Annotated in this window: 18 protein-coding genes; 9 read left to right on the top strand and 9 right to left on the bottom strand. The window is 38.5% G+C overall.

What is annotated here, in order from left to right:
* Nucleotides 1–19 precede the first annotated feature (19 nt).
* The 5 genes from ACRD69_RS08835 to rho all read right to left on the bottom strand — a co-directional run bounded on the left by ACRD69_RS08835 (nt 20) and on the right by rho (nt 7,441).
* On the bottom strand, nt 20–601 hold the full coding sequence (locus ACRD69_RS08835) for an RNA polymerase sigma-70 factor (RefSeq protein WP_430814710.1): 582 nt from the start codon (nt 599–601) through the stop codon (nt 20–22).
* Between the two features lie 115 nt (nt 602–716).
* Nucleotides 717–1,202: a hypothetical protein gene (locus ACRD69_RS08830; RefSeq protein ID WP_430814709.1), complete on the bottom strand. Its 486-nt coding sequence runs from the start codon at nt 1,200–1,202 to the stop codon at nt 717–719.
* 25 nt (nt 1,203–1,227) lie between these two features.
* Nucleotides 1,228–4,446: a sensor histidine kinase gene (locus ACRD69_RS08825; protein ID WP_430814708.1), complete on the bottom strand. Its 3,219-nt coding sequence runs from the start codon at nt 4,444–4,446 to the stop codon at nt 1,228–1,230.
* A 189-nt stretch (nt 4,447–4,635) separates the two neighbouring features.
* Complete coding sequence (locus ACRD69_RS08820; protein ID WP_430814707.1) at nt 4,636–5,187, bottom strand: DJ-1 family glyoxalase III; 552 nt, start codon at nt 5,185–5,187, stop codon at nt 4,636–4,638.
* Between the two features lie 511 nt (nt 5,188–5,698).
* Nucleotides 5,699–7,441: a transcription termination factor Rho gene (gene rho, locus ACRD69_RS08815; RefSeq protein WP_430814706.1), complete on the bottom strand. Its 1,743-nt coding sequence runs from the start codon at nt 7,439–7,441 to the stop codon at nt 5,699–5,701.
* Between the two features lie 304 nt (nt 7,442–7,745).
* Between rho and ACRD69_RS08810 the strand changes: the two genes are divergently transcribed.
* The 5 genes from ACRD69_RS08810 to ACRD69_RS08790 all read left to right on the top strand — a co-directional run bounded on the left by ACRD69_RS08810 (nt 7,746) and on the right by ACRD69_RS08790 (nt 12,825).
* Complete coding sequence (locus tag ACRD69_RS08810; protein ID WP_430814705.1) at nt 7,746–8,612, top strand: sigma-70 family RNA polymerase sigma factor; 867 nt, start codon at nt 7,746–7,748, stop codon at nt 8,610–8,612.
* Nucleotides 8,613–8,839: 227 nt separating this feature from the next.
* Nucleotides 8,840–9,496 carry a ribulose-phosphate 3-epimerase gene (gene rpe / locus ACRD69_RS08805; protein ID WP_430814704.1) on the top strand — a complete coding sequence of 219 codons (657 nt, stop codon included), beginning with the start codon at nt 8,840–8,842 and terminating at the stop codon, nt 9,494–9,496.
* Between the two features lie 286 nt (nt 9,497–9,782).
* Nucleotides 9,783–10,505 carry a class I SAM-dependent methyltransferase gene (locus tag ACRD69_RS08800; protein ID WP_430814703.1) on the top strand — a complete coding sequence of 241 codons (723 nt, stop codon included), beginning with the start codon at nt 9,783–9,785 and terminating at the stop codon, nt 10,503–10,505.
* Between the two features lie 139 nt (nt 10,506–10,644).
* Complete coding sequence (locus tag ACRD69_RS08795; RefSeq protein WP_430814702.1) at nt 10,645–12,612, top strand: T9SS type A sorting domain-containing protein; 1,968 nt, start codon at nt 10,645–10,647, stop codon at nt 12,610–12,612.
* 39 nt (nt 12,613–12,651) lie between these two features.
* The gene (locus tag ACRD69_RS08790; RefSeq protein ID WP_430814701.1) at nt 12,652–12,825 is read left to right on the top strand and encodes a hypothetical protein; all 174 of its coding nucleotides are present in this window, start codon (nt 12,652–12,654) and stop codon (nt 12,823–12,825) included.
* A gap of 103 nt (nt 12,826–12,928) precedes the next feature.
* Here the strand turns inward: ACRD69_RS08790 and queF are convergent, their stop codons facing one another.
* The gene (queF, locus tag ACRD69_RS08785; protein ID WP_430814700.1) at nt 12,929–13,369 is read right to left on the bottom strand and encodes a preQ(1) synthase; all 441 of its coding nucleotides are present in this window, start codon (nt 13,367–13,369) and stop codon (nt 12,929–12,931) included.
* Nucleotides 13,370–13,563: 194 nt separating this feature from the next.
* On the opposite strand from queF, the gene rlmD reads away from it, so the two are divergent.
* Nucleotides 13,564–14,973, top strand: coding sequence for a 23S rRNA (uracil(1939)-C(5))-methyltransferase RlmD (gene rlmD, locus ACRD69_RS08780; RefSeq protein ID WP_430814699.1), 1,410 nt, complete (start codon nt 13,564–13,566; stop codon nt 14,971–14,973).
* Between the two features lie 39 nt (nt 14,974–15,012).
* Here the strand turns inward: rlmD and ACRD69_RS08775 are convergent, their stop codons facing one another.
* Complete coding sequence (locus ACRD69_RS08775; RefSeq protein WP_430814698.1) at nt 15,013–15,870, bottom strand: SDR family NAD(P)-dependent oxidoreductase; 858 nt, start codon at nt 15,868–15,870, stop codon at nt 15,013–15,015.
* 286 nt (nt 15,871–16,156) lie between these two features.
* Between ACRD69_RS08775 and ACRD69_RS08770 the strand changes: the two genes are divergently transcribed.
* From ACRD69_RS08770 to ACRD69_RS08760, 3 genes are all read left to right on the top strand, one after another.
* Entirely contained in the window at nt 16,157–17,596 is a 1,440-nt protein-coding gene (locus ACRD69_RS08770; RefSeq protein ID WP_430814697.1) for a DUF3300 domain-containing protein, read from the top strand.
* A gap of 34 nt (nt 17,597–17,630) precedes the next feature.
* A complete protein-coding gene (locus ACRD69_RS08765; protein ID WP_430814696.1) occupies nt 17,631–18,146 on the top strand; it encodes a DUF4136 domain-containing protein in 516 nt (171 codons plus the stop codon).
* A 258-nt stretch (nt 18,147–18,404) separates the two neighbouring features.
* Nucleotides 18,405–18,803 (top strand): DoxX family protein, encoded by a 399-nt coding sequence (locus tag ACRD69_RS08760; RefSeq protein ID WP_430814695.1) that lies wholly within the window; start codon nt 18,405–18,407, stop codon nt 18,801–18,803.
* Nucleotides 18,804–18,868: 65 nt separating this feature from the next.
* Here ACRD69_RS08760 and nspC read toward each other — a convergent pair whose 3' ends face one another.
* Both nspC and asnB read right to left on the bottom strand, forming a co-directional pair.
* Nucleotides 18,869–20,011 (bottom strand): carboxynorspermidine decarboxylase, encoded by a 1,143-nt coding sequence (gene nspC, locus ACRD69_RS08755; protein WP_430814694.1) that lies wholly within the window; start codon nt 20,009–20,011, stop codon nt 18,869–18,871.
* 112 nt (nt 20,012–20,123) lie between these two features.
* Nucleotides 20,124–21,710, bottom strand: a complete 1,587-nt coding sequence (gene asnB / locus ACRD69_RS08750) for an asparagine synthase B (protein ID WP_430814693.1) — start codon at nt 21,708–21,710, stop codon at nt 20,124–20,126.
* Nucleotides 21,711–22,070 lie beyond the last annotated feature (360 nt).

Here is a 22,070-nt window from a genome sequence, read left to right as displayed (position 1 = left end):
AAAGCCAGAACAGAAACCCCTAAAAGTTTTCGATAAAAAATAAAATAATCAGGTTTTTTATAAAAGGATGGAGTTCTTTACGGAGCTTTTGTATGGCAATTGTAAGTTGATTCTCAACGGTTTTTATTGAAATGTTGAGGTAGTCGGCAATTTCAGCATTTGTTAATCCTTCATACCGGCGTAATAAAAATATCTGTCGACATTTCGCCGGAAGATTATTGACAGCTGCCTGAATATGTGGTTTAAACGCTTCCCAACTTTCTTTCTCTTCCTCATTTAGAAGAGAAGGCATGTCCAAAGCATATTGCTGCTCGTATCGTTCTTGTGTATGTTGCTTTTTAACCAACCACAGGCATTGGTTATAAACTGATTTGAAGAGGTATGATTTGATGTTTTTAACCTGCTTAAGTTTTTTCCTTTCTTCCCACAGTTTAACAAACGTATCCTGAACAGCCTCTTCTGCCAGTATCTGCGAACGTGTGATGGTATTTGCAAATCTGCATAATGTAGTATAATACATCCTGAATAGTGAGTCGAAAGCCGATTTTTCACTTGCAATAAGCGCATTTAGCAGTATTTGTGGGTTATTGGTCGTATCCATTCTCAAGCAGGTTACCCCAAAAGTAATTTTATTTTTTAAGGCAGCGTTAAACAACAGATACAAAAAAAGGTCCGGACATCATATCCGGACCTCATTACTCTGAAAATAAAATAATCTAAAAAGTATATCTCACACCAATGGATAAACCCATGGTGAAATTTTCATCAGTTGGCCCAAAACCTATTTGTGGCATGGTGTCTAAACTCAGGTTGATAGGCACTTCTTCAAAGTTGTATTCTGCACCGATTTGTCCACCAATACCAAGGTAAGCACCTGAACCACCATCGCCAGTGTAACTGTTTTTATAACTCCAGGATCCTAATGATGCAGCGGGACCCGCATACCAGTTGAAACCACTTTCAATAGCCCACACCCACTGATAAACACCTGACAGGATAAAGCCATTACCATCGCTGTTTGAGTTAAAACCCATATCAACTTCAATGCGGTTGTAATTAGACAGCCCGTACTGATAACTTACTTGTGAACCAAAAGTATTACCCGCTCCAAGGCGTCCTCCAATAGCATGTTGGTTTTTAACCTGGCCATAAGCTGCCAGACTTATCAGGCAAATGATAAGTGTTGCGAATTGTTTCTTCATTATTAATAAGGTTAAAATTAAATGCTTAATCCGCGGGTTTTTGTAAGGGTATTTGAATGAAGAAAGTGGCACCTTTGCCTATTTCTGATTCAACCCATATTTTACCCGCATGTTCGTTGACAGCAATCTTGCAAAAGCTTAAGCCTAATCCATTAGAGCTTGCCTTGCCTGATTTTTTTGTCATAATCTGCTGGTAAAGATCAAAAATGCTTTCCCTGTATTTTTCAGGTATGCCATGACCTTCATCTTGCACGGACAAAAGTAGCATTTTTTCCTTTTGTTGATCAGAAAGAGTACCTCTGAGAGTTATTTTCCCATTAACTTTACTGTACTTGATGGCATTTGTCAGTAAATTAATAAATACGCGGCGAATTATATCTTTATCCAGTGATAGTTCAATCGTATCTATTTGATTGAGTATCTCTATCTGGTTATCTTTCAATAGAAAATGAACTTCATCAATGGCTTCATTTACCAGCTGCCTGATATCGCAATGTTGATAAAAGAGTTGCAGGGAGTGCGTCTCGGAACGCCTCACATCCAGTATATTTTCCACAAGGCAAAGCATCTGACGGCTGGCACTGTTTATATGCTCCAGGTATTCAGCTTCATTAAGTGATGATAGGCCAATGATACCATTAAGCGGGTTTTTCAGGTCATGAACGATCATGTTTATAATACTTTCCTTAAAGGATTCCAGCTTTTTGTTCTGAGCCAGCATTTCCTGCAGTGAATTTTTTTGGTACTGCAATCTTTCTTTCTGGCTTAAGAGGGCAGCGGTTCGTTCTGTGATTTTTTTCTGAAGCGTTCTTTTGGTTTTTCTCAACTCTCGTATACGAAGCAGGTGAAGCGTAAGAATAATTCCAATGATTGAAATGAACAGAGCGGCAAAAAGCCAGTAGGAATGCCACCATGGAGCCTTCTTAACTATTGTGATCTCTTTAAAAGCTGATTGCTTAATTTGGCCATCTGATGTGCTGACAGGGTAAATACGAAGTGTATATTTACCAGGTTGCATATTAAAAAAGGTAATTTCTCCTTCAGAATAAAAAACATCGCCCTGTTTCCTGTTGTTACTTATGGTATAGGCAATATTGGTGCTTTGGTCAAAATAATCAATGGCATTGACACGAATACTGAACAAATCAATGTCATGCGAGATATTTATTGCTTCAGTGTAGTTTATGTGTTTGTTAATGATTTGCTGGTCATCATAAAGCTGACCCGGCTTAATGGGCGTATTATATAGTTTTAGCTCACTAATAAACAAGTTTACTGGATTTGGCTTAGATGAGAATCTCTCTGGTGACACAATGTTAAAGCCATTTGTACCTCCGAAAAGTAGCTGACCGTTATTGCGCTTATAAAATGCACCGGGAATGAATTCTTTGCCTTGAAGGTTAGGACTTGAAACTGTTTTTAATTGGAGGGTGTTATGATTAAATCGATGCAAGCCTGATGAACTGCTTATCCAGATATTTGACAGATCATCCTCGATGATGCCGTAATAATCAACAGGTTCGGGACCAGTGTGAACAGGCTTGAAAGTATTGGATGGTTTGTCATATTTGAATATTCCTTTATTGGTTGCTATGTATGTGCTTTGATCAGCGTTGGTGTGTGTACAGTAACAAATGGTTGACAGAACTGATTCAAATACCTCGCCCTTACCCCCTGGTGCATGAATGCGAAGCACACCCTTTCCTGCACTTGATAGCCAGAGGTATTCTTTATTAATGAGTTCGATGTGGAAGAAATCCTGTATTTCATACTTGTCATCGAAATAGACCTTCACTTTTTCAAAGCGATCATTGTAGTATTTATAAAAGCCCCCGTCAACTGTAGCTACATAGAGCAGACTGTCGTTTAGCTCTTTTACATCTCGAATGAAACTACTCTCCAGATTAGAGTTGTCAGCATGGCGATTAGTAATCTTATTTTCTTTCAGGTCAATAATGAACAGACCGTTGTTATATGTGCCGGCATATATTTTTTTCTGATTGACAGATGAAGATAAGGAAGTGACAGGCAGGTTTTCCAGTTTTTTAATAACCTTTTTTTCAAACGATGTTTGCCTTGCCGGCCTATAATCCTTGTCATATACAGCCAAGCCTGATTCCGTGCCTACCCAGATGTTTCTTTTGGAGTCTTCGGTAAAGCAGTTGACATTTTTATTGGGTAAAAGACCACCATTGGCATTTAACTTATAAACATGTTCGATGCCATCGGTTTCATACATCGATTGGCTAAAGCCGGCTCTGAAATAACCAAGCCATAAGATGCCATTGGAGTCAATGAAAAGGCTTTCAAGCTGGTTGCTGGTTAAAGAATGGGTATCGGTAAATGAATTCTCAATACGCTTGAAGCTGTAATCTGCAGGATTGATAATAAATAAACCACCGCCATCGGAACCAATAAAAATACCATAATCAGAATGAGCAGTAATCGCTGATATATGAGCCTTTGAGAGTTGCTCAGCAAGTGGGGCGGCAGGGGTGATTCGGTTGTAATTTTCGCCAAGTAGAATTAAGCCGTTGTACTCCGTTCCAATCCAGTAACGGTTTTCCTGGTCTTTTTCTACACAGGTAATGTTGTTAAGTGGTGCCTTTATCTCACCTACTTTATGATAGGTTCCGGTTTGTGTGTTTAATTCTATTATTTCGCCCGAACTGGTAAATATGCTTAGTAGGTGTTGGTACCTTGGGATGATTGCCCTGATATCGGGGGTGCCTTTTGTTAAAACCTCTTCAAAATTGTAATGAATAAACTGATTACCACTTTTCTGACTTAAGCAATAATTACTGCCAATCCAGAGCTGATCATCATATACTTTAAGACAATTGATGTAATTATCGCTTATGGTATTGTTGTTCAGTTCATTTTCTGCTCTGTAGTGCTTGTAGTCGCCCGATTCAATATTAACACTATATAAACCATCGCCCCAGGTACCTACCCAAATGCTGTTATTTTCATGTTCGGTGATAGCTGTTGAAGGAACCTGGGTGTAACTGGCAGAATCGTTAATAAAGCTTCTTAAGGGGATGAAACAATGTCCTGTAAATAAATCTACCCCTTTGTCGCTTCCTATCCAAAGCATATTGTTTTGTGCCTGGTAAAAACATGTTACAGTGCTGCCGGTAAGACCATCGTCCGTTTTATAGGATTTAAATTTCAGATCCTGTGCGGTAAGATGCATCAGGCTAAAACATATGATGACTAAACTGTATGAGAGGCGTTTGATCATGATGGTTTGCAGGTCTAATGTTTGGGTAATAAAGTTCCTAATTAACAATTGAAAATCCAATTTAACTTTTGATAACTGATAATCAGTATTTTTGGCACGTTAATTGGAATTTACCTGACAGATTTTTTTCATAGATTTGGGTTAGGTTAGTAAATAGGACACAGGCAACGGCTTGATGTCCTATTTTGTTTATGGCCTGACAAGCATCTTACGAGCCAGTTCATCAGCTACCTTGCTGCCACACAACTCACTCACCAGGTTTAATGAAAATTGCATAGCAGCGCCAATGGCATTGGCGGTAATGAACTGTCCATCTGTAACAGATTGCTTTTTTGAAATAGTAGCACCTGTTAAGCGATTTTCAAAACCAGGGTAACAGACAGCTTCTTTTTTATCGAGTAAATTCAATTCACCAAGTATCAGTGGAGCAGCACAAATTGCCCCAATCAATTTACCTTCACTGGCAAACCGCAGTATTAATTCTTTGAGTTGCGGGTGTGCATTCAGATTATTGGTTCCGGGCATTCCGCCTGGTAAAATAATAGCATCAAATTGGGAGAAATCAGCAGATTCAAATGTTTGGTCGGCCAAAACTGTTATGTTATGAGCTCCGCAAACCGCTGTTTTATTGCTAATTGAAATAGTAGTCACCTTTAATTCAGCTCTTCTTAGTACGTCAACAGGGGTCAGAGCTTCTACTTCTTCAAATCCTTCAGCTAAAAAGAGGGCTATTTTTTTCATGTGTTTAAATATTTATGTTTTAAGACAATTACTCGCAACATCCTAGTATTTTGAAGCAATCATTATGCATGATAGTCAAGGAGCCGTTCATTCCTAAACTAATCGTATCTGAGCGGCTGTAATTATTTTCACCTTAAGCATAGAATCTTTTGACTTATAAAATTACATAAACCATATGAAGAACGAAAGCGCGGAGCAGTTTTACAGATTAAACGGACTAACTCTAATGTGTCTTCTTAATTAATAATATATCATTGATATTAGAGTCAATATTTATTCAAATATAATCGAATGAACATTGAACGAACATTGAACGAACATTGAACAAACATTGAATGAACCTCCAATTATCTACTCTTTTTGGGTGTAGTAATTTTAAGGCAAGGCAATATTGAAGAATAAAAAACGGGATGCCAATTGGCATCCCGTTCCTATAATTTATGAGCTTGACTTAATTAACGCTTACATGAAAACGAAGAAGCGTGTTAGGAAACGTCATTTTCCTTAAGCATTAATTGTCATTCATTGAAATCAAAAACTCTTCGTTAGAGTTGGTTTTACGCATTCTGTCATGCAGGAATTCCATCGCTTCAACAGCCGTCATATCTGACAGGTAGTTACGTAGAATCCAGATGCGATTCATCATATCCGGTTCGATCAACAGATCTTCACGACGCGTACTTGACAAGTTAACATCAACAGCAGGGAAGATACGCTTGTTAGATAACTTACGCTCTAATTGAAGCTCCATGTTACCGGTTCCCTTAAACTCTTCAAAGATAACTTCATCCATTTTAGAGCCTGTTTCGGTTAATGCTGTTGCAATAATGGTTAAAGAACCACCTTTTTCAATGTTACGAGCAGCACCAAAGAAACGTTTTGGTCGGTGAAGGGCATTGGCATCAACACCTCCTGATAAAACTTTACCTGAAGCTGGTGAAACCGTATTGTAAGCGCGGGCCAAACGTGTGATTGAGTCAAGAAGAACAACTACATCATGACCACATTCTACCATTCGTTTAGCTTTCTCCAATACGATATTAGCCACTTTTACATGACGTTCAGCAGGTTCGTCGAAAGTAGATGATACAACTTCGGCATTAACGCTGCGGGCCATATCCGTTACTTCTTCAGGACGCTCGTCAATCAATAAAATGATCATATAAACCTCAGGGTGGTTGGCTGCAATAGCATTAGCCACATCCTTTAAAAGAACAGTTTTACCTGTTTTAGGCTGGGCTACAATTAAGCCACGCTGACCTTTACCAATTGGAGAGAACATATCAACAACGCGTGATGATAAATTAGCTTTAGGACCAGTAGTAAGGTCAAATTTCTCATCAGGGAAAATTGGTGTTAAGTGGTCAAATGGCACACGGTCACGTACGAAGGCTGGTTCACGTCCGTTAATTTGCTCAACCTTGATTAATGGGAAGTACTTTTCTCCTTCTTTTGGAGGGCGAATTGTACCCAATACGCTATCTCCTGTTTTCAGACCAAATAACTTGATTTGCGACTGAGATACATAAATATCGTCAGGAGAATTTAAATAGTTGTAATCAGAAGAACGCAGGAAACCGTATCCGTCAGGCATAATTTCCAACACCCCTGATGCAGAAATAATTCCTTCAAACTCGTATTGCTTATCTTCTTTGCGGTCACCCTGACGACGGTTATCGCGATTTTGGAAACGACGTTTGTCATCCTGGTTACGGTTATCACGATTACGGTTGTCACGATCGTCGCGTCGTTTAAATTCACGAGGCGAATCTGTTTTTTCTTCAACCGATTCTTTTACTTCCTTTTTCTCTTCAGCCTGAGGCGTAGCAGCTTCTTTTTTTACTTCAGTTTCCTTAGCTACTTCCTTTTTAATTTCCTTTTTAACTTCCTTCTTAACTTCTTTTTTAACCTCTTTCTTAGGTTCTTTAGGAGCAGCAGGAGTTTCTTTGGCTTGTTCTTTTACTTCAGCTTTGTCATTGATGGCATCAGCGGCTTCGGCTACTTTAGATTTTACCGATGAAGCTATTGGCCCGTCATTTCGTTGAGTACGAGGGCGCTTTGTGCGAGGTTTCTTCTCAGCTGGCTTTTCCTTTTTAGCTTTTTTATCACCCGAAACCTGTATTGCTTGTTCGTCAAGGATTTTGTATATCAAATCCTGTTTTTTAAAGGATTCAACGCGCTTAACATTAAGCTCTTTAGCTATTTGACGCAATTCGGTCAATAACTTTTTGTTTAGTTCTAGTATATCATACATAACTATAGAAACAATATTTTAAGAAATATCTTTTTGGATTTATTTGTGTTCTGAAATTATATGTAACTCGAAAGTATAATTAGGATTGACAACCTGACAGGCGTCAACTATGACTCATGCAAATGTATGGAAAGTTTATCTACTCGCAAAACATATTCGTCAAATTAATGGATCAGCCTTATTTTTTTAACTATCAATCACTTTGTAAGTCTCAAAAAAAAATGCATTTTTAATGTAGCATTAAACAAAAATCTTAATTCCTACGTTGTTATTATTAGCCAAGGCCATACATAACTGATTCGATATGAGACAACTTAAGATTACAAAGCAGGTAACCAATCGCGAAACACCTTCGCTTGACAAATATCTGCACGAAATTGGGAAGGTTAAACTTCTGAATGCTGATGAGGAAGTCGTGTTAGCAAAAAAGATCAGGCAGGGAGATAATAAAGCACTGGAGCGATTGATTAATGCCAATTTGCGATTCGTTGTTTCAGTTTCTAAACAGTACCAGAATCAAGGGTTAAGTCTGCCCGACCTGATCAATGAAGGTAACCTTGGACTGATAAAAGCAGCCCAACGCTTTGATGAAACACGGGGCTTTAAGTTTATAAGTTATGCGGTTTGGTGGATTCGTCAATCTATACTGCAGGCTTTAGCCGAACAGGCACGTATTGTGCGTTTACCTTTAAATAAGATTGGTTCCATTAATAAGGTTAATAACGCTTTTTCAAGGCTTGAACAGGATTTTCAGCGTGAACCTACTGCCGATGAAATTGCCAGGATTTTAGAAATTGCTCCTAAAGAAGTGAAGGAGGCCCTCAAGGTTTCATCGCGCCACGTATCAATGGATGCACCGTTAAAGAAAGATGAGGACAATACCTTGTACGATGTATTGTTGTCAAATGACTCCCTGAGTCCTGATACCCATTTGCTTGATGATTCGCTGCGGCAGGAGATTGACCGTTCATTGGCTACACTTTCCACTCGCGAATCTGATATCATTAAGTTATACTACGGATTGAGTGGTGAACCTCCTTATTCATTGGAAGAAATAGGTAAACTATTTAATTTGACCCGTGAACGCGTTAGACAAATTAAGGAGAAGGCAATCAAACGTCTTAAGAATACCTACCGCAGTAAAATTTTGCGCTCTTTCCTTGGTCAGTAAGACCAGGGATCTCAAAAATAAAGCGATTATAAACGCAAAGACTTACTAAATTTAGTCCTAAATTATTGTTTGTAAATGAGCTGTCTGGTTATGGCGAGTTGATAGGGCTATGTTACCTTAGCTATGCTTAGGACTTAACTAAAAAGTGTTAAATATCATATAGGTATAAGTAAATGTGTTGTACTTTTGCAGCACATTTTTTTATTGATTAAACAAGTAATCGGGCAATGAAACATCTTATAGCGCCATCTTTACTGGCAGCAGATTTTAGTAACCTTAAAAAGGATATTGAATTAATTAATAATAGTGAAGCAGATTGGTTTCACCTTGATATTATGGATGGTGTATTTGTACCAAATATTTCATTTGGTATACCTGTTTTAGAATCAATCAAACCTTTGGCGAAGAAGCCCTTTGATGTGCATTTAATGATTACACAGCCTGAGCGATATATTGAAACATTCAAAAATGCGGGTGCCGATTTGTTTAATGTGCATTTTGAGGCGAGTACACATCTGCATCGTACCGTTCAAACGGTTCATGCCAATAATATGAAGGCTGGAGTAACGTTAAATCCACACACACCGGTTTCTGTTTTGGAAGATATTGTTTCAGAACTGGACCTGGTACTTTTAATGTCAGTTAATCCAGGCTTTGGAGGTCAAAAATTCATTGAGAATACCTATAATAAAGTAGAGCAATTAAAAGAGCTTATTTTAAAGAAAAACAGCCGCGCGCTCATTCAGATTGATGGTGGCGTTGATAATACAAATGCAGCTCAGTTGGTCGAAAAGGGTGCAGATGTTTTGGTAGCCGGAAGTTATGTGTTTAAATCGCCAAATCCTGAAGAAACCATTAAAGGACTGAAAGAATTAAATTTTTAGGCAAAGACATTTATGATAGAACTAAACTGTCCTGGAAACTTTTCCAAGGCAGTTTTTTTGTGCCAGTAGTGACTGTCTGCCACAGTATATTTATTTTGCTTGTTACAGTATGCAGTGTTTGATTGAAACTAAGTTGTGCCGGAATCTTTTCGTATGAGCTACCTGTGAATTAGTATCGCATTATATGGTAATTTTATAAGCAGATCTGTGGATTCTCAAAAGTCGTCTGCTGAACAACTTGGTAATCATTTTAGTAAACTTTACTTTTGTAGCACACATTTTAATTATGGGAGAAGGAAAAAATAACGATCCATTGGGTCAGGCAGCTCTTGACTATTTGAGTGGCAAGCGGGGACTTGAAATTAAGGTGCAGTCTAATATTGTTGAAGATGATGTAATACCGGTTGATTACCTGTTCAGAGATTACAGGCATATGCCTAATCTGGAGCAAATGGCTTTAAACCATTGTTCAGGAAAAGTATTGGATATAGGTGGTGCAGTAGGTTCACATGCCCTGGAGTTGCAGAAGAAAGGAGTTGAGGTAACACTTCTGGATACCTCATACGGATGTTGCCAGGTAGCCAGGCAAAGAGGTGTTAGAAATGTGATCAATGAAGACTTCTATACCTTTGAGCCTGCGGAAAAGTACGATACCTTATTGCTGATGATGAACGGCATTGGCTTGGCAGCTGCCATTGATCATTTACCGGTTTTCTTTGCCAAAGTGAAAGAGTTATTAAACGAGGGAGGTAAACTCATACTTGATAGCTCTGATTTACGCTATTTATATATTGACGAAGATAGCTATTGTGAAGCTCCTGAAGAGCAGTATTACGGAGAGGTTATGTACACAATGGAATACGGTACCCACAAAACAGCACCTTTTGAGTGGTTGTTTATCGATCCTGTGTTACTGGCGCAAAAGGCTAAAGAAAATGGCTTTTTATTTAATAAAATTGCTGATGGAGAGCATTACGATTACTTGACAAGTCTATCGCTTATCAATTAAATTTGCCTAATTACAACGATAATATTGATGTTCGTCAAAGAATGTCGATCTGCTATGTGTTTAACAAAACAATTGCGCATTAGTTGAATGTTAATTAGTATCTTTCGAATAGATTTACAAGCCGCAAAAACAATTTGCTATGAAAAAATTAATTACTCTTATAGTTACTTCCACGTTTCTGATGTTATGTAATGTCGGATTCGGACAAAGCTACAATGATGGTTATCCAACTGTTATTGATGCACTAAATACAACCGCAACAGCACAGGTTAGTTTTACAGTTGGTCCCAGTGGTTTCCCTCCAACTTATTATTATTCACATTATATTGTTTTGCTTAGAACAGATGCCGCACCTTCTGTAGATGATGTTTATAATAAGTCATTTGATGGGAGCCTACCTGCTGGTCATTATGGCTATATAACTATTACTTCTGCGAATACTCCACTAAATGGTGATATAAGTAATTTGACAACAAATACAGAATATACAGCCTATTTTGTAACTTCATATAACGGAACAGTATTGGAATCAACACCTTATGCGGTTGATTTTACCCCGGTATTACCTATTCCGGACCTTACATGGAATGGAGGGGAATCTTCAGATTGGAATAATGATTTGAATTGGAGTGAGCCATATGTTGATGGCGCCAACATAACAATTTCAGCTCTTGCATCAAATCCTGCAAGTTTATCAGGGACTGCTACTGTTAATAATTTAGTTATTGAATATGGAGGTGCTGTTGTTGTGTCTGATGGAGCCACTTTAACTGTAAATAATGAGCTATCATTGAATTCAGAAGCTGTTTCAAATGCTGATTTGGTCGTTTTAGGTACAGGTGCTGTAAATGTTGACCCCCAAAAAGTGTATTTGTATCAGAAGATATCATCCGGTAGCAGACTCTATTATTCAACATTTCCAATTAATGGTGCTTCTATTGATGATATTGGGACAAATTTTACCATGTATTATTGGGACAATTCCATTGGGGATTGGGCAACAACTTCGGCTGGTGCAAATTATGAGCTGGGGAGAGGCTATGTTTATGATGGGGATGCACAGACTATCGTTGCCTCAGGAGCTTTTAATACAGGTGATGTTACTGTAAATATTAATCGAGGGAGCAGTGCAGGCTGGAACTTAGTTGGTAATCCATACACATGTGCCATCGATTGGAGATATGTAAACACTTCATCTAATGCTGTAGAAGATGCGTTTTGGATTTTTAAAAATCAAGAAGCCTTATATGGTGCATACAATGCAGATGCAGGAACCGGTGTTAATATTGATGTTCCTGAGATTCCTTCCAATCATGCCTTTTTCGTTAAGGTAGCTCCTGAGTCAGTGACAGGCAGTGAGTCAATTACCTTTACAGACGCCTGTAAATCAAATGTAAATAATTCATATCTGAAATCTACTCCAAAGTTATATCCTGAGATAAAATTGGCGGGTATTAATGGAATAAATAAGGATGAGGTTGTTATCGTTTTTAGTGATGGTGTTGTTGATGCAACTGAGTTTAAAACAACTAAGTATTTTTCTTACTCGACAGATTTTCTGCAGCCATATTTTCTTGATAATGGTAAGAAGTATTGTATTTTGGGGCAAAATGAATTAAGTGATCAGGAAGTTATCATTCCTCTTTCATTTAAAGTACCTGCAGATGGAACTTACTCAATAAACAGGGTTGAGATTTCTAATTTTGACGACCAGGATGAGGTTTATTTAGAAGATTTAACAGATCCAAATAATCCAGTGGTAACAGACCTTAGGACCACTTTAGGTTATGCTTTTACTGAGTCTGCTGGTGAATGTCAAAGTCGTTTTCAAATAAGGGTAATTCCAGGTATCCCTACTGCAATTCATGATGAAAAGGATGAAGCATCTGCAATTGTTCTTTATAGTGCTAACAGTAATGTTGTTGTTGAAAATATGCAGAGCGGTATTTTCAAAACGATTAGCATTTACTCTCTTACAGGTGTAAAGGTTTCAGAAGAAAGAACCATGTCTTCAACATATTCTTCAAGTCTAAGGAAGGGCATGTATATTGTTAAGATTCAAAATATGAATCAAGGAACGATAACAAAGAAGCTATTTGTTAAATAATAGAATAATTGTTTATTTTGTTGAGCAAATAAATATTAAATGATTAAACGCGATTACATAAAGCCAAATATAAAATGTTATACGATTGATCAGGACATTTCATTGGTTATGATGTCTTATGGTGATGAGGATAATCCGCCGCCACCGCCCGGAGCTGCACAGCAGTCAAATTCTTTCGAAGAAAATCCTTTCGATGAAAATAACTTAGAATAGCATATACAACAAAGGCGACCAACGGTCGCCTTTGTAATTATATATTCTGAAATCTCGTGGTTATTAATCAGCGGTCTATTACCTAATAACCTGTTGATCTATTCTACATTGTTACCTGCCAGGTGTCTTCCAGGTTGTTTTTCCAGTCACTGAACTTTTCATCACCTCCACGAACTTTCCAATCAGAGTCAACAGTCAGTTTTGAACTTATACCTCCGCGTGGATTACAGATCATGGTTACACGGATGCGTTCCGGGTCATAGATCTCCACCATGTTGTCATAAAATACATTAATCAAGCGCTCGTATGATACTGTAATGTCACGCAGGTGGTGAACGTATTCCTTCAACGATTTAAGCTCAATAATGCGTTTTTTGGGGTAAAAAGTAATGTATACATCTGCAAAATCAGGCTGGTTCTTTACCCCTAAAAATGTAAATTCAGGAATCTTGATTTTAATTTCGTACGCCTGCCCGGTTGGGTTTGGTAAAGACTTTAAGATGCTCGCATCAATGTCTTTGTAGGTTAATACCTTTTGTTCCATTAATTAAATAATTTTTGGTTTTTGTTTTGCTATATGAAGCACAAAAATAGTTATTTATGGCATAAAGGAAGCTTAAACGTTAACATATCATGCTTTTTATTGGGAGGTTTAACTTTAACATCTGCTGATTCAAACACTTTAGTCGTAATTGTATGCTTTTTTAATTAATTTTGCGCCCGAAAAACAATATAAAAGTGGGACGATCACGAAAAAGTAAGCCTTTATTAAAAAAGGTAACAATAACAGATGTAGCGGCAGAGGGTAAAGCAATGTGCCGGGTTGAAGACCGTGTGGTATTTGTGCAGCGTGCAGTACCAGGTGATGTTGTAGATGTGCAGGTAACAAAGAAGCGCCGGAGTTATTACGAAGGATTTCCTGTATTCTTCCATGAATACAGCCCAATAAGGCAGAAACCTTTTTGTGAGCATTTTGGTGTGTGCGGAGGCTGTAAGTGGCAGGCATTACCTTATGAGCATCAGTTAAAATATAAAGAGCGTGAGGTGCTGAATAACCTGTCACGTATTGGTAAGGTTGAGCTGCCTGAATCATTGCCTATATTGGGTTCTGCAAAAACGGAGTTTTATCGTAATAAACTGGAGTTTACCTTTTCAAATAACCGCTGGTTATCAGAACAGGAGCTGCAAAGCGATGAGACAATAGAGCACCGAAATGGTGTTGGTTTCCACATACCAGGTATGTTCGATAAGGTTGAAGATGTGAAGAAATGTCATCTTCAAAAAGATCCCTCCAATGCCATCCGGCTGGCCATTAAAGAATTTGCACTTGAACACGGAATAACTTTCTTTGATTTAAAGAAGCAGGAAGGTTTTTTAAGGACGTTGATCATCAGAACGAGTTCAACCAATGAGCTGATGGTAATTTTGACTGTGTTTCATGAGGATAAAGAAAACCGAGAGGCTTTGTTGAACCATATCAAGGAGCAGTTTCCTGAGATCACATCATTAATGTATGTGATCAACTCCAAGAAGAATGATACCATAACCGATCAGGATATTATCCTGTTTAACGGTCGCGATCATATATTTGAAGAGATGGAAGGGCTAAAGTTTAAAATAGGACCTAAGTCTTTTTATCAGACAAATTCTGAGCAGGCGTATGAACTGTATAAAGTAACACGTGATTTTGCAAATATAAAAAAGCATGAGGTTGTTTACGATTTATATACAGGTACCGGAACCATTGCCAACTTTGTCGCGGGTCAGGCTAAAAAGGTAGTGGGAGTAGAGTATGTACCTGAAGCCATTGAAGACGCCCGCGTGAATTCAGATATCAACAGTATTGATAATACCGTGTTTTTTGCCGGTGATATGAAGGATGTTCTGAATTTTGATTTTATCAAAAAACAAGGCCATCCTGATGTGATGATCGTTGATCCTCCTCGCGCAGGTATGCATGCAGATGTTGTTCAGACCATATTAACCACAGCTCCTGACCGAATTGTATACGTGAGTTGTAATTCTGCTACGCAGGCACGCGATTTAAATATGCTTGATGTTCGATATAAAGTAACTAAAGTACAGCCTGTTGATATGTTTCCACATACACATCATGTTGAAAATGTAGTGCTTTTAGAAAGAAAATAAGCTTATAAAGCATAGGTATAACCGTGGCTATATGTCGATTTATGTGACAGTAGCCGCGGTTTTTTGTAAGTCTTCATTGGCAATTATCGCGGTAGAGCAGGCTTGCTCTTTTTGACGTTTTGCTGCAATGTGCTGGATCCACCTTGACAAGAAAGGTGCTTTGTTTAGCCAGAAGAGCATGGTATTAATGGTCCCGGGAATGCATATGACTTTATTAGTATTGAGCCTGGCTAATGATGTATCAACGACTTGTTGAATAGGGGTCCACAAGAACGATGGTACACGATCAATAAACTCTGTTTCCCGGTTGATGGATGTATGAAAAGCTGTTGGAGTGAAGCCCGGGCTTAAGGCCTGAATCTTAATGCCATATTTAACTACTTCAGATTGCAGGGTTTGGGAGAACTTAATTATGGCGGCTTTAGTTGTTGAGTACATAACAGTTCCCGGTAGTTCCATAAAAGCGGCAAAAGAGGACAGGTTAATGATGTAACCTTTCTTTTGTCTGATCATTGCAGGCAATACAGCCTTTGAGAATCGAATAGTACAGGCAATATGTACATTCAACATCTTGAGTTGTTCTTCAAGAGAAATTTCCATAAAGAAACCTGCTAAGCCAAAACCCGCATTGTTAATAAGCAGTTCAATGTTGTTCAGGTTTTTTAGTTTGTTTTCAACCCTGCAGATGTCATTGTCATTTGCCAGGTCAGCTACAAGGTAGTTAACATCTATATTGTATTCATGCTTTAATAACTTGGCTGTGTGGTGTACTTTTGTTTTACTTCGGGCAATAAGAAGGAGCTTGTAGTTTTGCTTAGCAAGCTTATGTGCAAAAGCGAGGCCAATTCCACTGGTTGGACCGGTTATAACAGCTAGTTTACTTGGGGTGTTAGTCATTTTTCTTGTGATGTTGTAAGGTAAAGGTAGTGACAAATAGGTAGTTAAACCTGTTTTTCTGTTTAAAGTGACAATTTTTTAAAGTGAAAGTTGCATCCGGATGTATGAAAGTTTTCTTACTTTTCAGTACTGTTTATTTATTTCAGATATTAGATGCTCTTAAAATGGCATGCAAATTGATTATTGTATAACAAATAAATATAGCCTAAACAAAACTTAATAGCTTTTTACTATGAGGATAATTAACAAATATAGAAAGTACAGAATTCACCTTATGTGGATGTTGATGTTGCATTTACTTGCTTTTAATTCAGTTGCTCAAACTGATCGTAATCAACTTCGGAAGGTGATAAAGGAAGACAGTAGCTTGTTAAATGGACTGGCAGGTTATGATGAAACCATCAGAAAAGATATTTTGACAGTGGCCCAGGAGGTACAGGTTGTTACGAAGCTTAAAGAAATGCAGGAGGATGCTCAAAATTCTTTTCAGCATATTATTAAGGATTTTGATCGTGATACTCAATTTGGAATATACGAGCTTAGTCGTTATCCTGATCTGCTTAAAGAATTAACCATCGAAGGGAAGCTTAAAAAGCGTGACATTGAAAATATCATTCTGTCATATCCCCAGGATATTCATGAAGCTGCTTTAAAGTATGGAAGAAAACGATATAAGGCACTGGCAGCTATTGATCAGCTGAATGAGAAGAATCAGCAGGGATTTGAAACACTTATTGGAAAATACGATGATGATTTTCAGAGGTCGATAAGACGCCTGCTTGATACGCCTGAAGTTCTGTCGACCATGGCCGAAAACTATGAGTTTACGCGCCTGGCCGGGAGTGTCTACAAGCAGTATCCTGAAGAGATGAATGCCAAACTGGAAGTGCTGCATAATCAGATAAAGGCGCAGAAGGAACAGGAGCTTGCTGATTACCAGGAAAAGTTGAAGGAAGATCCGGAGGCTTATCAGGAAATGCTTGATGCTGCGGAGCAATTTGCTTCTGAAGAAATGACTAATAAAAGTATAACTGATCCGGTAACAAAAGAAGTGGAGGTTGTACATGTTAACCATTATTCCTATTGGTATGGCTATCCTTATTGGTACAGCTACCCATACTGGCGACCTTATCCATGGTATTACCATACCGGATTTTACTACGGGCCACGTGGCGTTGTGTTTATAGGAATGCCTTCATACTGGTATGTTGGATGGCATCACAGGTATTATCCAAACCGTTATCCGCATCTGACCTATCATTATTATCGTCATTCGCATCGCCATCCGCGATCGTATTATAATTTTAACAGAACTGTTAATGTTAACATAAATAACAACATTAATATTGATCGTGGTAACCTGGCGCGCATTGATAATAACAGGGGTAAGATCATACCTAAACAGTGGCCCAATGAGCGTCCGGCGGTAAGACCTGATGTAAGGCCTGAAACGCGACCGGCTCAGCGTCCTTCAACGCGACCTGAAACAAGGCCTTCGACACGTCCGAGTCAACCTTCAACGCGTCCGACACAGCCTTCGACAAGGCCAAGTCAGCCTTCGACACGTCCGACTCAGCCTTCAACAAGGCCAGCTACACGTCCTGCTCCGAAAACGAATTATAACAATTACCGTTCTAATGAAAGTTTCAGGCAGAACTGGAGTAGGCCATCAACACCGGCAACACGTCCTGCAACACGTCCTTCGGGTGGTTTCAGAAGGCGATAGTTATATTATTTGTTTGATTTTTAAACTTGAGATTATGAAGAAGTTGTTTGTTTTAGCAATGATAGCCGTTTTGTTAGGAGCATGCTCTTCTATTCGAACGACGGCAGATTGGGATCCATCAGCTGATTTCAGAGGGTATCAGACTTTTAATTTCAGTCAGAGTTTTGATGAAATTAAAGTGAATGATTTAGATAAGCGCCGCATAAAAAATGCCATTAAGTCAGAGATGGAAAAGCGTGGATATACTCTTTCTGAACAACCTGATCTATTGGTTAACGGGTATGTGACAGCGGTGGAGAAAACAGTTGTTACCAATACGCATTATGGTGGTTACGGACCTTATTATTATGGTTGGGGAGGTTGGTACACCTCAACTGATGTTAATAATTACCGGGAAGGAACCCTAATTGTCAGCCTTATTGATGTGCGAGAAAAGCAATTGATATGGGAAGGACGAGGAGAAGGCTTTATGCCTCCATCGGGTGGTGAAAAAAGAACGAAAGCAACAGATGAATTAGTGCAGCAATTGTTTTTGAAATATCCGATATAGTAATGAGTGCTTAATATGATCATAAACCGCAGTTTTGTAACTGCGGTTTTTTTATAATAGTCTCAGGTTTCTCTTATAATATAAGACACAGGGATTTGTTAATCAAATGTTAAGCCTGATAAGGATTTAAACTCAATCATAGGTTTCTTGTTTGAAATATAGAACTCTGAGACCGGCGTCGAATAGTTAAGCCGTTTCTTGGTTTTTATCAATTTGTTGAATTAGATAACTTCAGGTTTAATACTAATAGCTATAACAATGAAGAGAAATTTGGACTTAGGATTACTGGTATTAAGATTGTCGGTTGGCATATTAATGCTATTGCATGGACTGGCAAAATTATCTGGCTTAGGATTTATAAAAGGCATGCTTTCTGAAGCAGGGTTGCCAGCTTTTATCGCCTATGGGGTTTACCTGGGCGAAATTGTCGCACCTATATTAATTATCGTGGGTTATAGAACCCGCCTGGTAAGTGTCGTCTACATTGTCAATGTGCTGGTAGCTATCTTCCTGGTTCATGCCAATGATATTTTTACCTTAAATCAGCATGGTGGATGGGGTATAGAACTATTGGGTCTGTACTTGTTTGGTGCTGTTGCTTTGTTTTTAACCGGAGCCGGCCGACTCTCCATTTCGTCAGGACATAAATGGGATTAAAGGGTGAATGGTATTTTTATCTGGCAGGCTGTCTGTTGTTATAAGCAAACAGCCTGTTGTGTTTTTTAGCTTAAACGGCTTTTGTAATCATCATAGCCAAATCTTTTTACGACGTTTAATCCTTTCTCATCATTCCATATGGCAATTGAAGGGTGAGGCACACCATTGAACATTGTAGTTTTAACCATGGTATAGTGTATCATATCTTCAAATATGATTTTGTCACCAATTTTTAATTCCTTTTCAAAAGACCAGAATTCCATGTAATCGCCGGCCAGGCAACTGTTGCCTCCCAGGCGGTAATGATGTTGTCCTTCAATGGTACCTTGTTCGCTGTTTTTTACTTTGGGTTGATAAGGCATCTCGAGGCAATCGGGCATATGTGCTGTAAATGACACATCCAGAATGGCTGTTTGAATACCATTGTTATTGACTATATCAACAATAGATGATACCAAATCGCCTGTTTCCCATGCAAAAGCACTGCCCGGTTCAAGTATGATGTGGAGATTCCACTTTTCTTTAAAGTGTTTCAAAAGTTGAACGAGGTGCTCGGTATCATAGTCTTTACGTGTCATCAGGTGCCCGCCACCCATATTAATCCATTTTACCTGGGGGAGATATTTGGCGAAACGTTCTTCCACTGAAGTGAGGGTTTTTTCAAGGTCATATGATGATGATTCACATAGTGTATGGAAGTGCAGTCCCTCTATTTCTTCAGGAAGCTGTTCCGGTAATTGACTGGCTATAATCCCTAGCCTTGAACCTGGTGCACAAGGATTGTAAAGGTCTGTTTCAACATCACTGAACTGTGGGTTGATGCGCAGACCTGCCGAAATAGACTCGGGGTGTTCCCTTATGTCTTGTTTAAACTGATGGAATTGAGATAAAGAATTAAATGTGATATGACTGCTCATCGTCATGATCTCTTTAAAATCCTCCTTCTTATACGCTGGAGAATAGGTGTGAGCTTTGCTTCCCATTTCCTCAAAGGCCAATCGTGCCTCAAATACAGAACTGGCTGTTGCTTTCGGAATATATTCGCGCACAATAGGGAATGCGCTCCACATTGAAAAAGCTTTGAAAGCCATAATAATTTCAATACCTGCTTTGTCCTGCACCGATTTGATAAGTTGTAAATTATTTCGGAGCAAGTGCTCATCCAGCACATAGGCTGGTGTTTTTATTTGAGAATAGTCAATTGGCATTGTAGTTCATTTTTCGCAAAAATAAGAAATTGGGCGGATACAAAAAGAAAAGACCGCCACCCTTTCAGGTAACGGCCTTTTGCAGACTTTTGTTTTTATGGCTAATGATTGTTTATTCTCCGCTTTTACCATAGTTCGGCAATACGCGCGCACTAGGGTCATTAACATCGCAGTTTTCCCATTCTTTGTTTGGCATCCAGAAATCTTTTACCGATTGACTTCTGTCAGGGAAATGTTGTTCAAATATTTCGCGATACATCAATGATTCTTTTGAAATAGGTGTTGCATGTGTATATTTTGCTTTCCTGATTTCAAATTCCTCATCACTATACATTTCTTCCGCATATGCCTTCAGGTAATCTACCACACTGTGACCAACAGCATCAGAGAAGGCAGCCTTTTCGCGATATAAAATATCTTTTGGCAGATAGTCACCTTCAAAGGCCTTTCGTAACAGGTATTTTCCAATGCCTGTAAAATTCATTTTCTTCTCTGGCTGAATGCTCATTACGTACTCAACAAAGTCCAGATCGCCAAACGGAACCCGTGCTTCAAGTCCATTACATGAAATACTTCTGTCGGCGCGTAAAACATCGTACATGTATATTTCATTCAGACGCTTTTCAGCTTCCTGTTGGAAAGCCTGGGGTGAAGGAGCAAAGTCAGTGTACTTATAGCCGAAAATCTCATCACTTATTTCACCGGTCATTAATACTTTTATATCAGTATTTTCAGAAACATACTTACAAACCATATACATACCCATTGAAGCTCGGATGGTAGTGATATCGTACGTCTCAATGCAATATATCAAGTGACTTAGTGAGTCAAATATATCCTGACGTTTAAATAGTACCTCGGTGTGATCAGCCCCCAGGTAATCAGCAACAACGCGTGCATACTTGGTGTCAATCGGATCATCTTCTATACCAACGGCAAATGTTCGTATGGGCTTATCAAGCATACGGGCGCCAACTGCACAAACAAGGCTTGAATCCAAACCTCCACTTAACAGAAATCCAACAGGTACATCAGCATGCAGACGCTTCTCAATACCCTTAGTCAGGTAATGGTTGATGTTCATAAATATTTCGTCCTGTTCGTGGTCTACAAATTGCTCTACTTTTGATATATCACGGTATTGCCTGATTGCCTCTCCGTCGTAATAATGTCCCGGAGGAAATGGTTTGACATCATCACACATCTCATGTAAGGACTTCATTTCGCTGGCAAACATAATCGCGCCTTGCTGGTCATATCCGTAAAATAAAGGACGTATGCCGATTGGATCACGTGCAGCAAAATACTTCTTTGCTACCGAATCGTAAATGACAAATACAAATTCGGCATCAAGAGTTCGGGCTGTCTCTTCTATTCCTTTTTCGAGGAACAGTGGAATAATAACCTCGCAGTCGCTTGTTGATTTGAACTCAAATGACTGTTCGTAATTAGCTCTAAGCGCATTATAATTATATACTTCTCCATTACATACTAAATTAATGTGCTTATAAACTAACGGTTGGTTGCCATTTTCAGATACATCCATAATGCTAAGACGGTGGAATCCCATCCAGCCATTATCTTCAAAGTCTCTGGTAATTGAGTTATCCGGTCCCCGGTATTGGATCTTTTTAAACTCTCTGGCAAACTTTAGTTTGTCCATTTTGTCGCTTCCTGTATAAACTGCAAATCCGCACATGACAATCTTGTTTTTAATTAGTAATGGAGTAATTTGTTTTATTTCTTGATTCAAAAGTAATGAATCATTATTTAAAAACAAGAAAAACTATCAAAAAATAAGTAAAAAGATGAAATAAATATCAAATAGTAATATCTGTATAAAAGGGGGTAGTGACCAAAATCATTACTGAATGACAATGAAATAACTCTGAATAAGGGGTGTTTACTGCAAAAGGTAGGTTTATTTTTAGTTGAATTATAAAAATGAGGACTTGTTTTAAAAAATGAAGAAAATATAAAACGTAAATATAATGTACGTATAAATAACAAATAGAAACTAAAACGCACATCTATAGTATTAAATGATAGGGGGCATGAT

It is taken from the genome of Carboxylicivirga agarovorans, assembly GCF_050589845.1.
Taxonomy (GTDB): Bacteria; Bacteroidota; Bacteroidia; order Bacteroidales; family Marinilabiliaceae; genus Carboxylicivirga; species Carboxylicivirga agarovorans.
This window is presented reverse-complemented; position numbering and strand designations above follow the sequence as displayed.

Excerpts from the sequence above, each read along its gene's own strand:
- rho (WP_430814706.1), bottom strand. The coding sequence starts at position 7,441 with ATGTATGATATACTAGAACTAAACAAAAAGTTATTGACCGAATTGCGT.
- ACRD69_RS08795 (WP_430814702.1), top strand. The coding sequence starts at position 10,645 with ATGAAAAAATTAATTACTCTTATAGTTACTTCCACGTTTCTGATGTTA.
- ACRD69_RS08835 (WP_430814710.1), bottom strand. The coding sequence starts at position 601 with ATGGATACGACCAATAACCCACAAATACTGCTAAATGCGCTTATTGCA.
- queF (WP_430814700.1), bottom strand. The coding sequence starts at position 13,369 with ATGGAACAAAAGGTATTAACCTACAAAGACATTGATGCGAGCATCTTA.
- ACRD69_RS08790 (WP_430814701.1), top strand. The coding sequence starts at position 12,652 with ATGATTAAACGCGATTACATAAAGCCAAATATAAAATGTTATACGATT.
- ACRD69_RS08770 (WP_430814697.1), top strand. The coding sequence starts at position 16,157 with ATGTTGCATTTACTTGCTTTTAATTCAGTTGCTCAAACTGATCGTAAT.
- ACRD69_RS08810 (WP_430814705.1), top strand. The coding sequence starts at position 7,746 with ATGAGACAACTTAAGATTACAAAGCAGGTAACCAATCGCGAAACACCT.
- ACRD69_RS08800 (WP_430814703.1), top strand. The coding sequence starts at position 9,783 with ATGGGAGAAGGAAAAAATAACGATCCATTGGGTCAGGCAGCTCTTGAC.
- ACRD69_RS08760 (WP_430814695.1), top strand. The coding sequence starts at position 18,405 with ATGAAGAGAAATTTGGACTTAGGATTACTGGTATTAAGATTGTCGGTT.
- rpe (WP_430814704.1), top strand. The coding sequence starts at position 8,840 with ATGAAACATCTTATAGCGCCATCTTTACTGGCAGCAGATTTTAGTAAC.
- nspC (WP_430814694.1), bottom strand. The coding sequence starts at position 20,011 with ATGCCAATTGACTATTCTCAAATAAAAACACCAGCCTATGTGCTGGAT.
- ACRD69_RS08765 (WP_430814696.1), top strand. The coding sequence starts at position 17,631 with ATGAAGAAGTTGTTTGTTTTAGCAATGATAGCCGTTTTGTTAGGAGCA.
- ACRD69_RS08830 (WP_430814709.1), bottom strand. The coding sequence starts at position 1,202 with ATGAAGAAACAATTCGCAACACTTATCATTTGCCTGATAAGTCTGGCA.
- ACRD69_RS08775 (WP_430814698.1), bottom strand. The coding sequence starts at position 15,870 with ATGACTAACACCCCAAGTAAACTAGCTGTTATAACCGGTCCAACCAGT.
- ACRD69_RS08820 (WP_430814707.1), bottom strand. The coding sequence starts at position 5,187 with ATGAAAAAAATAGCCCTCTTTTTAGCTGAAGGATTTGAAGAAGTAGAA.
- asnB (WP_430814693.1), bottom strand. The coding sequence starts at position 21,710 with ATGTGCGGATTTGCAGTTTATACAGGAAGCGACAAAATGGACAAACTA.
- ACRD69_RS08825 (WP_430814708.1), bottom strand. The coding sequence starts at position 4,446 with ATGATCAAACGCCTCTCATACAGTTTAGTCATCATATGTTTTAGCCTG.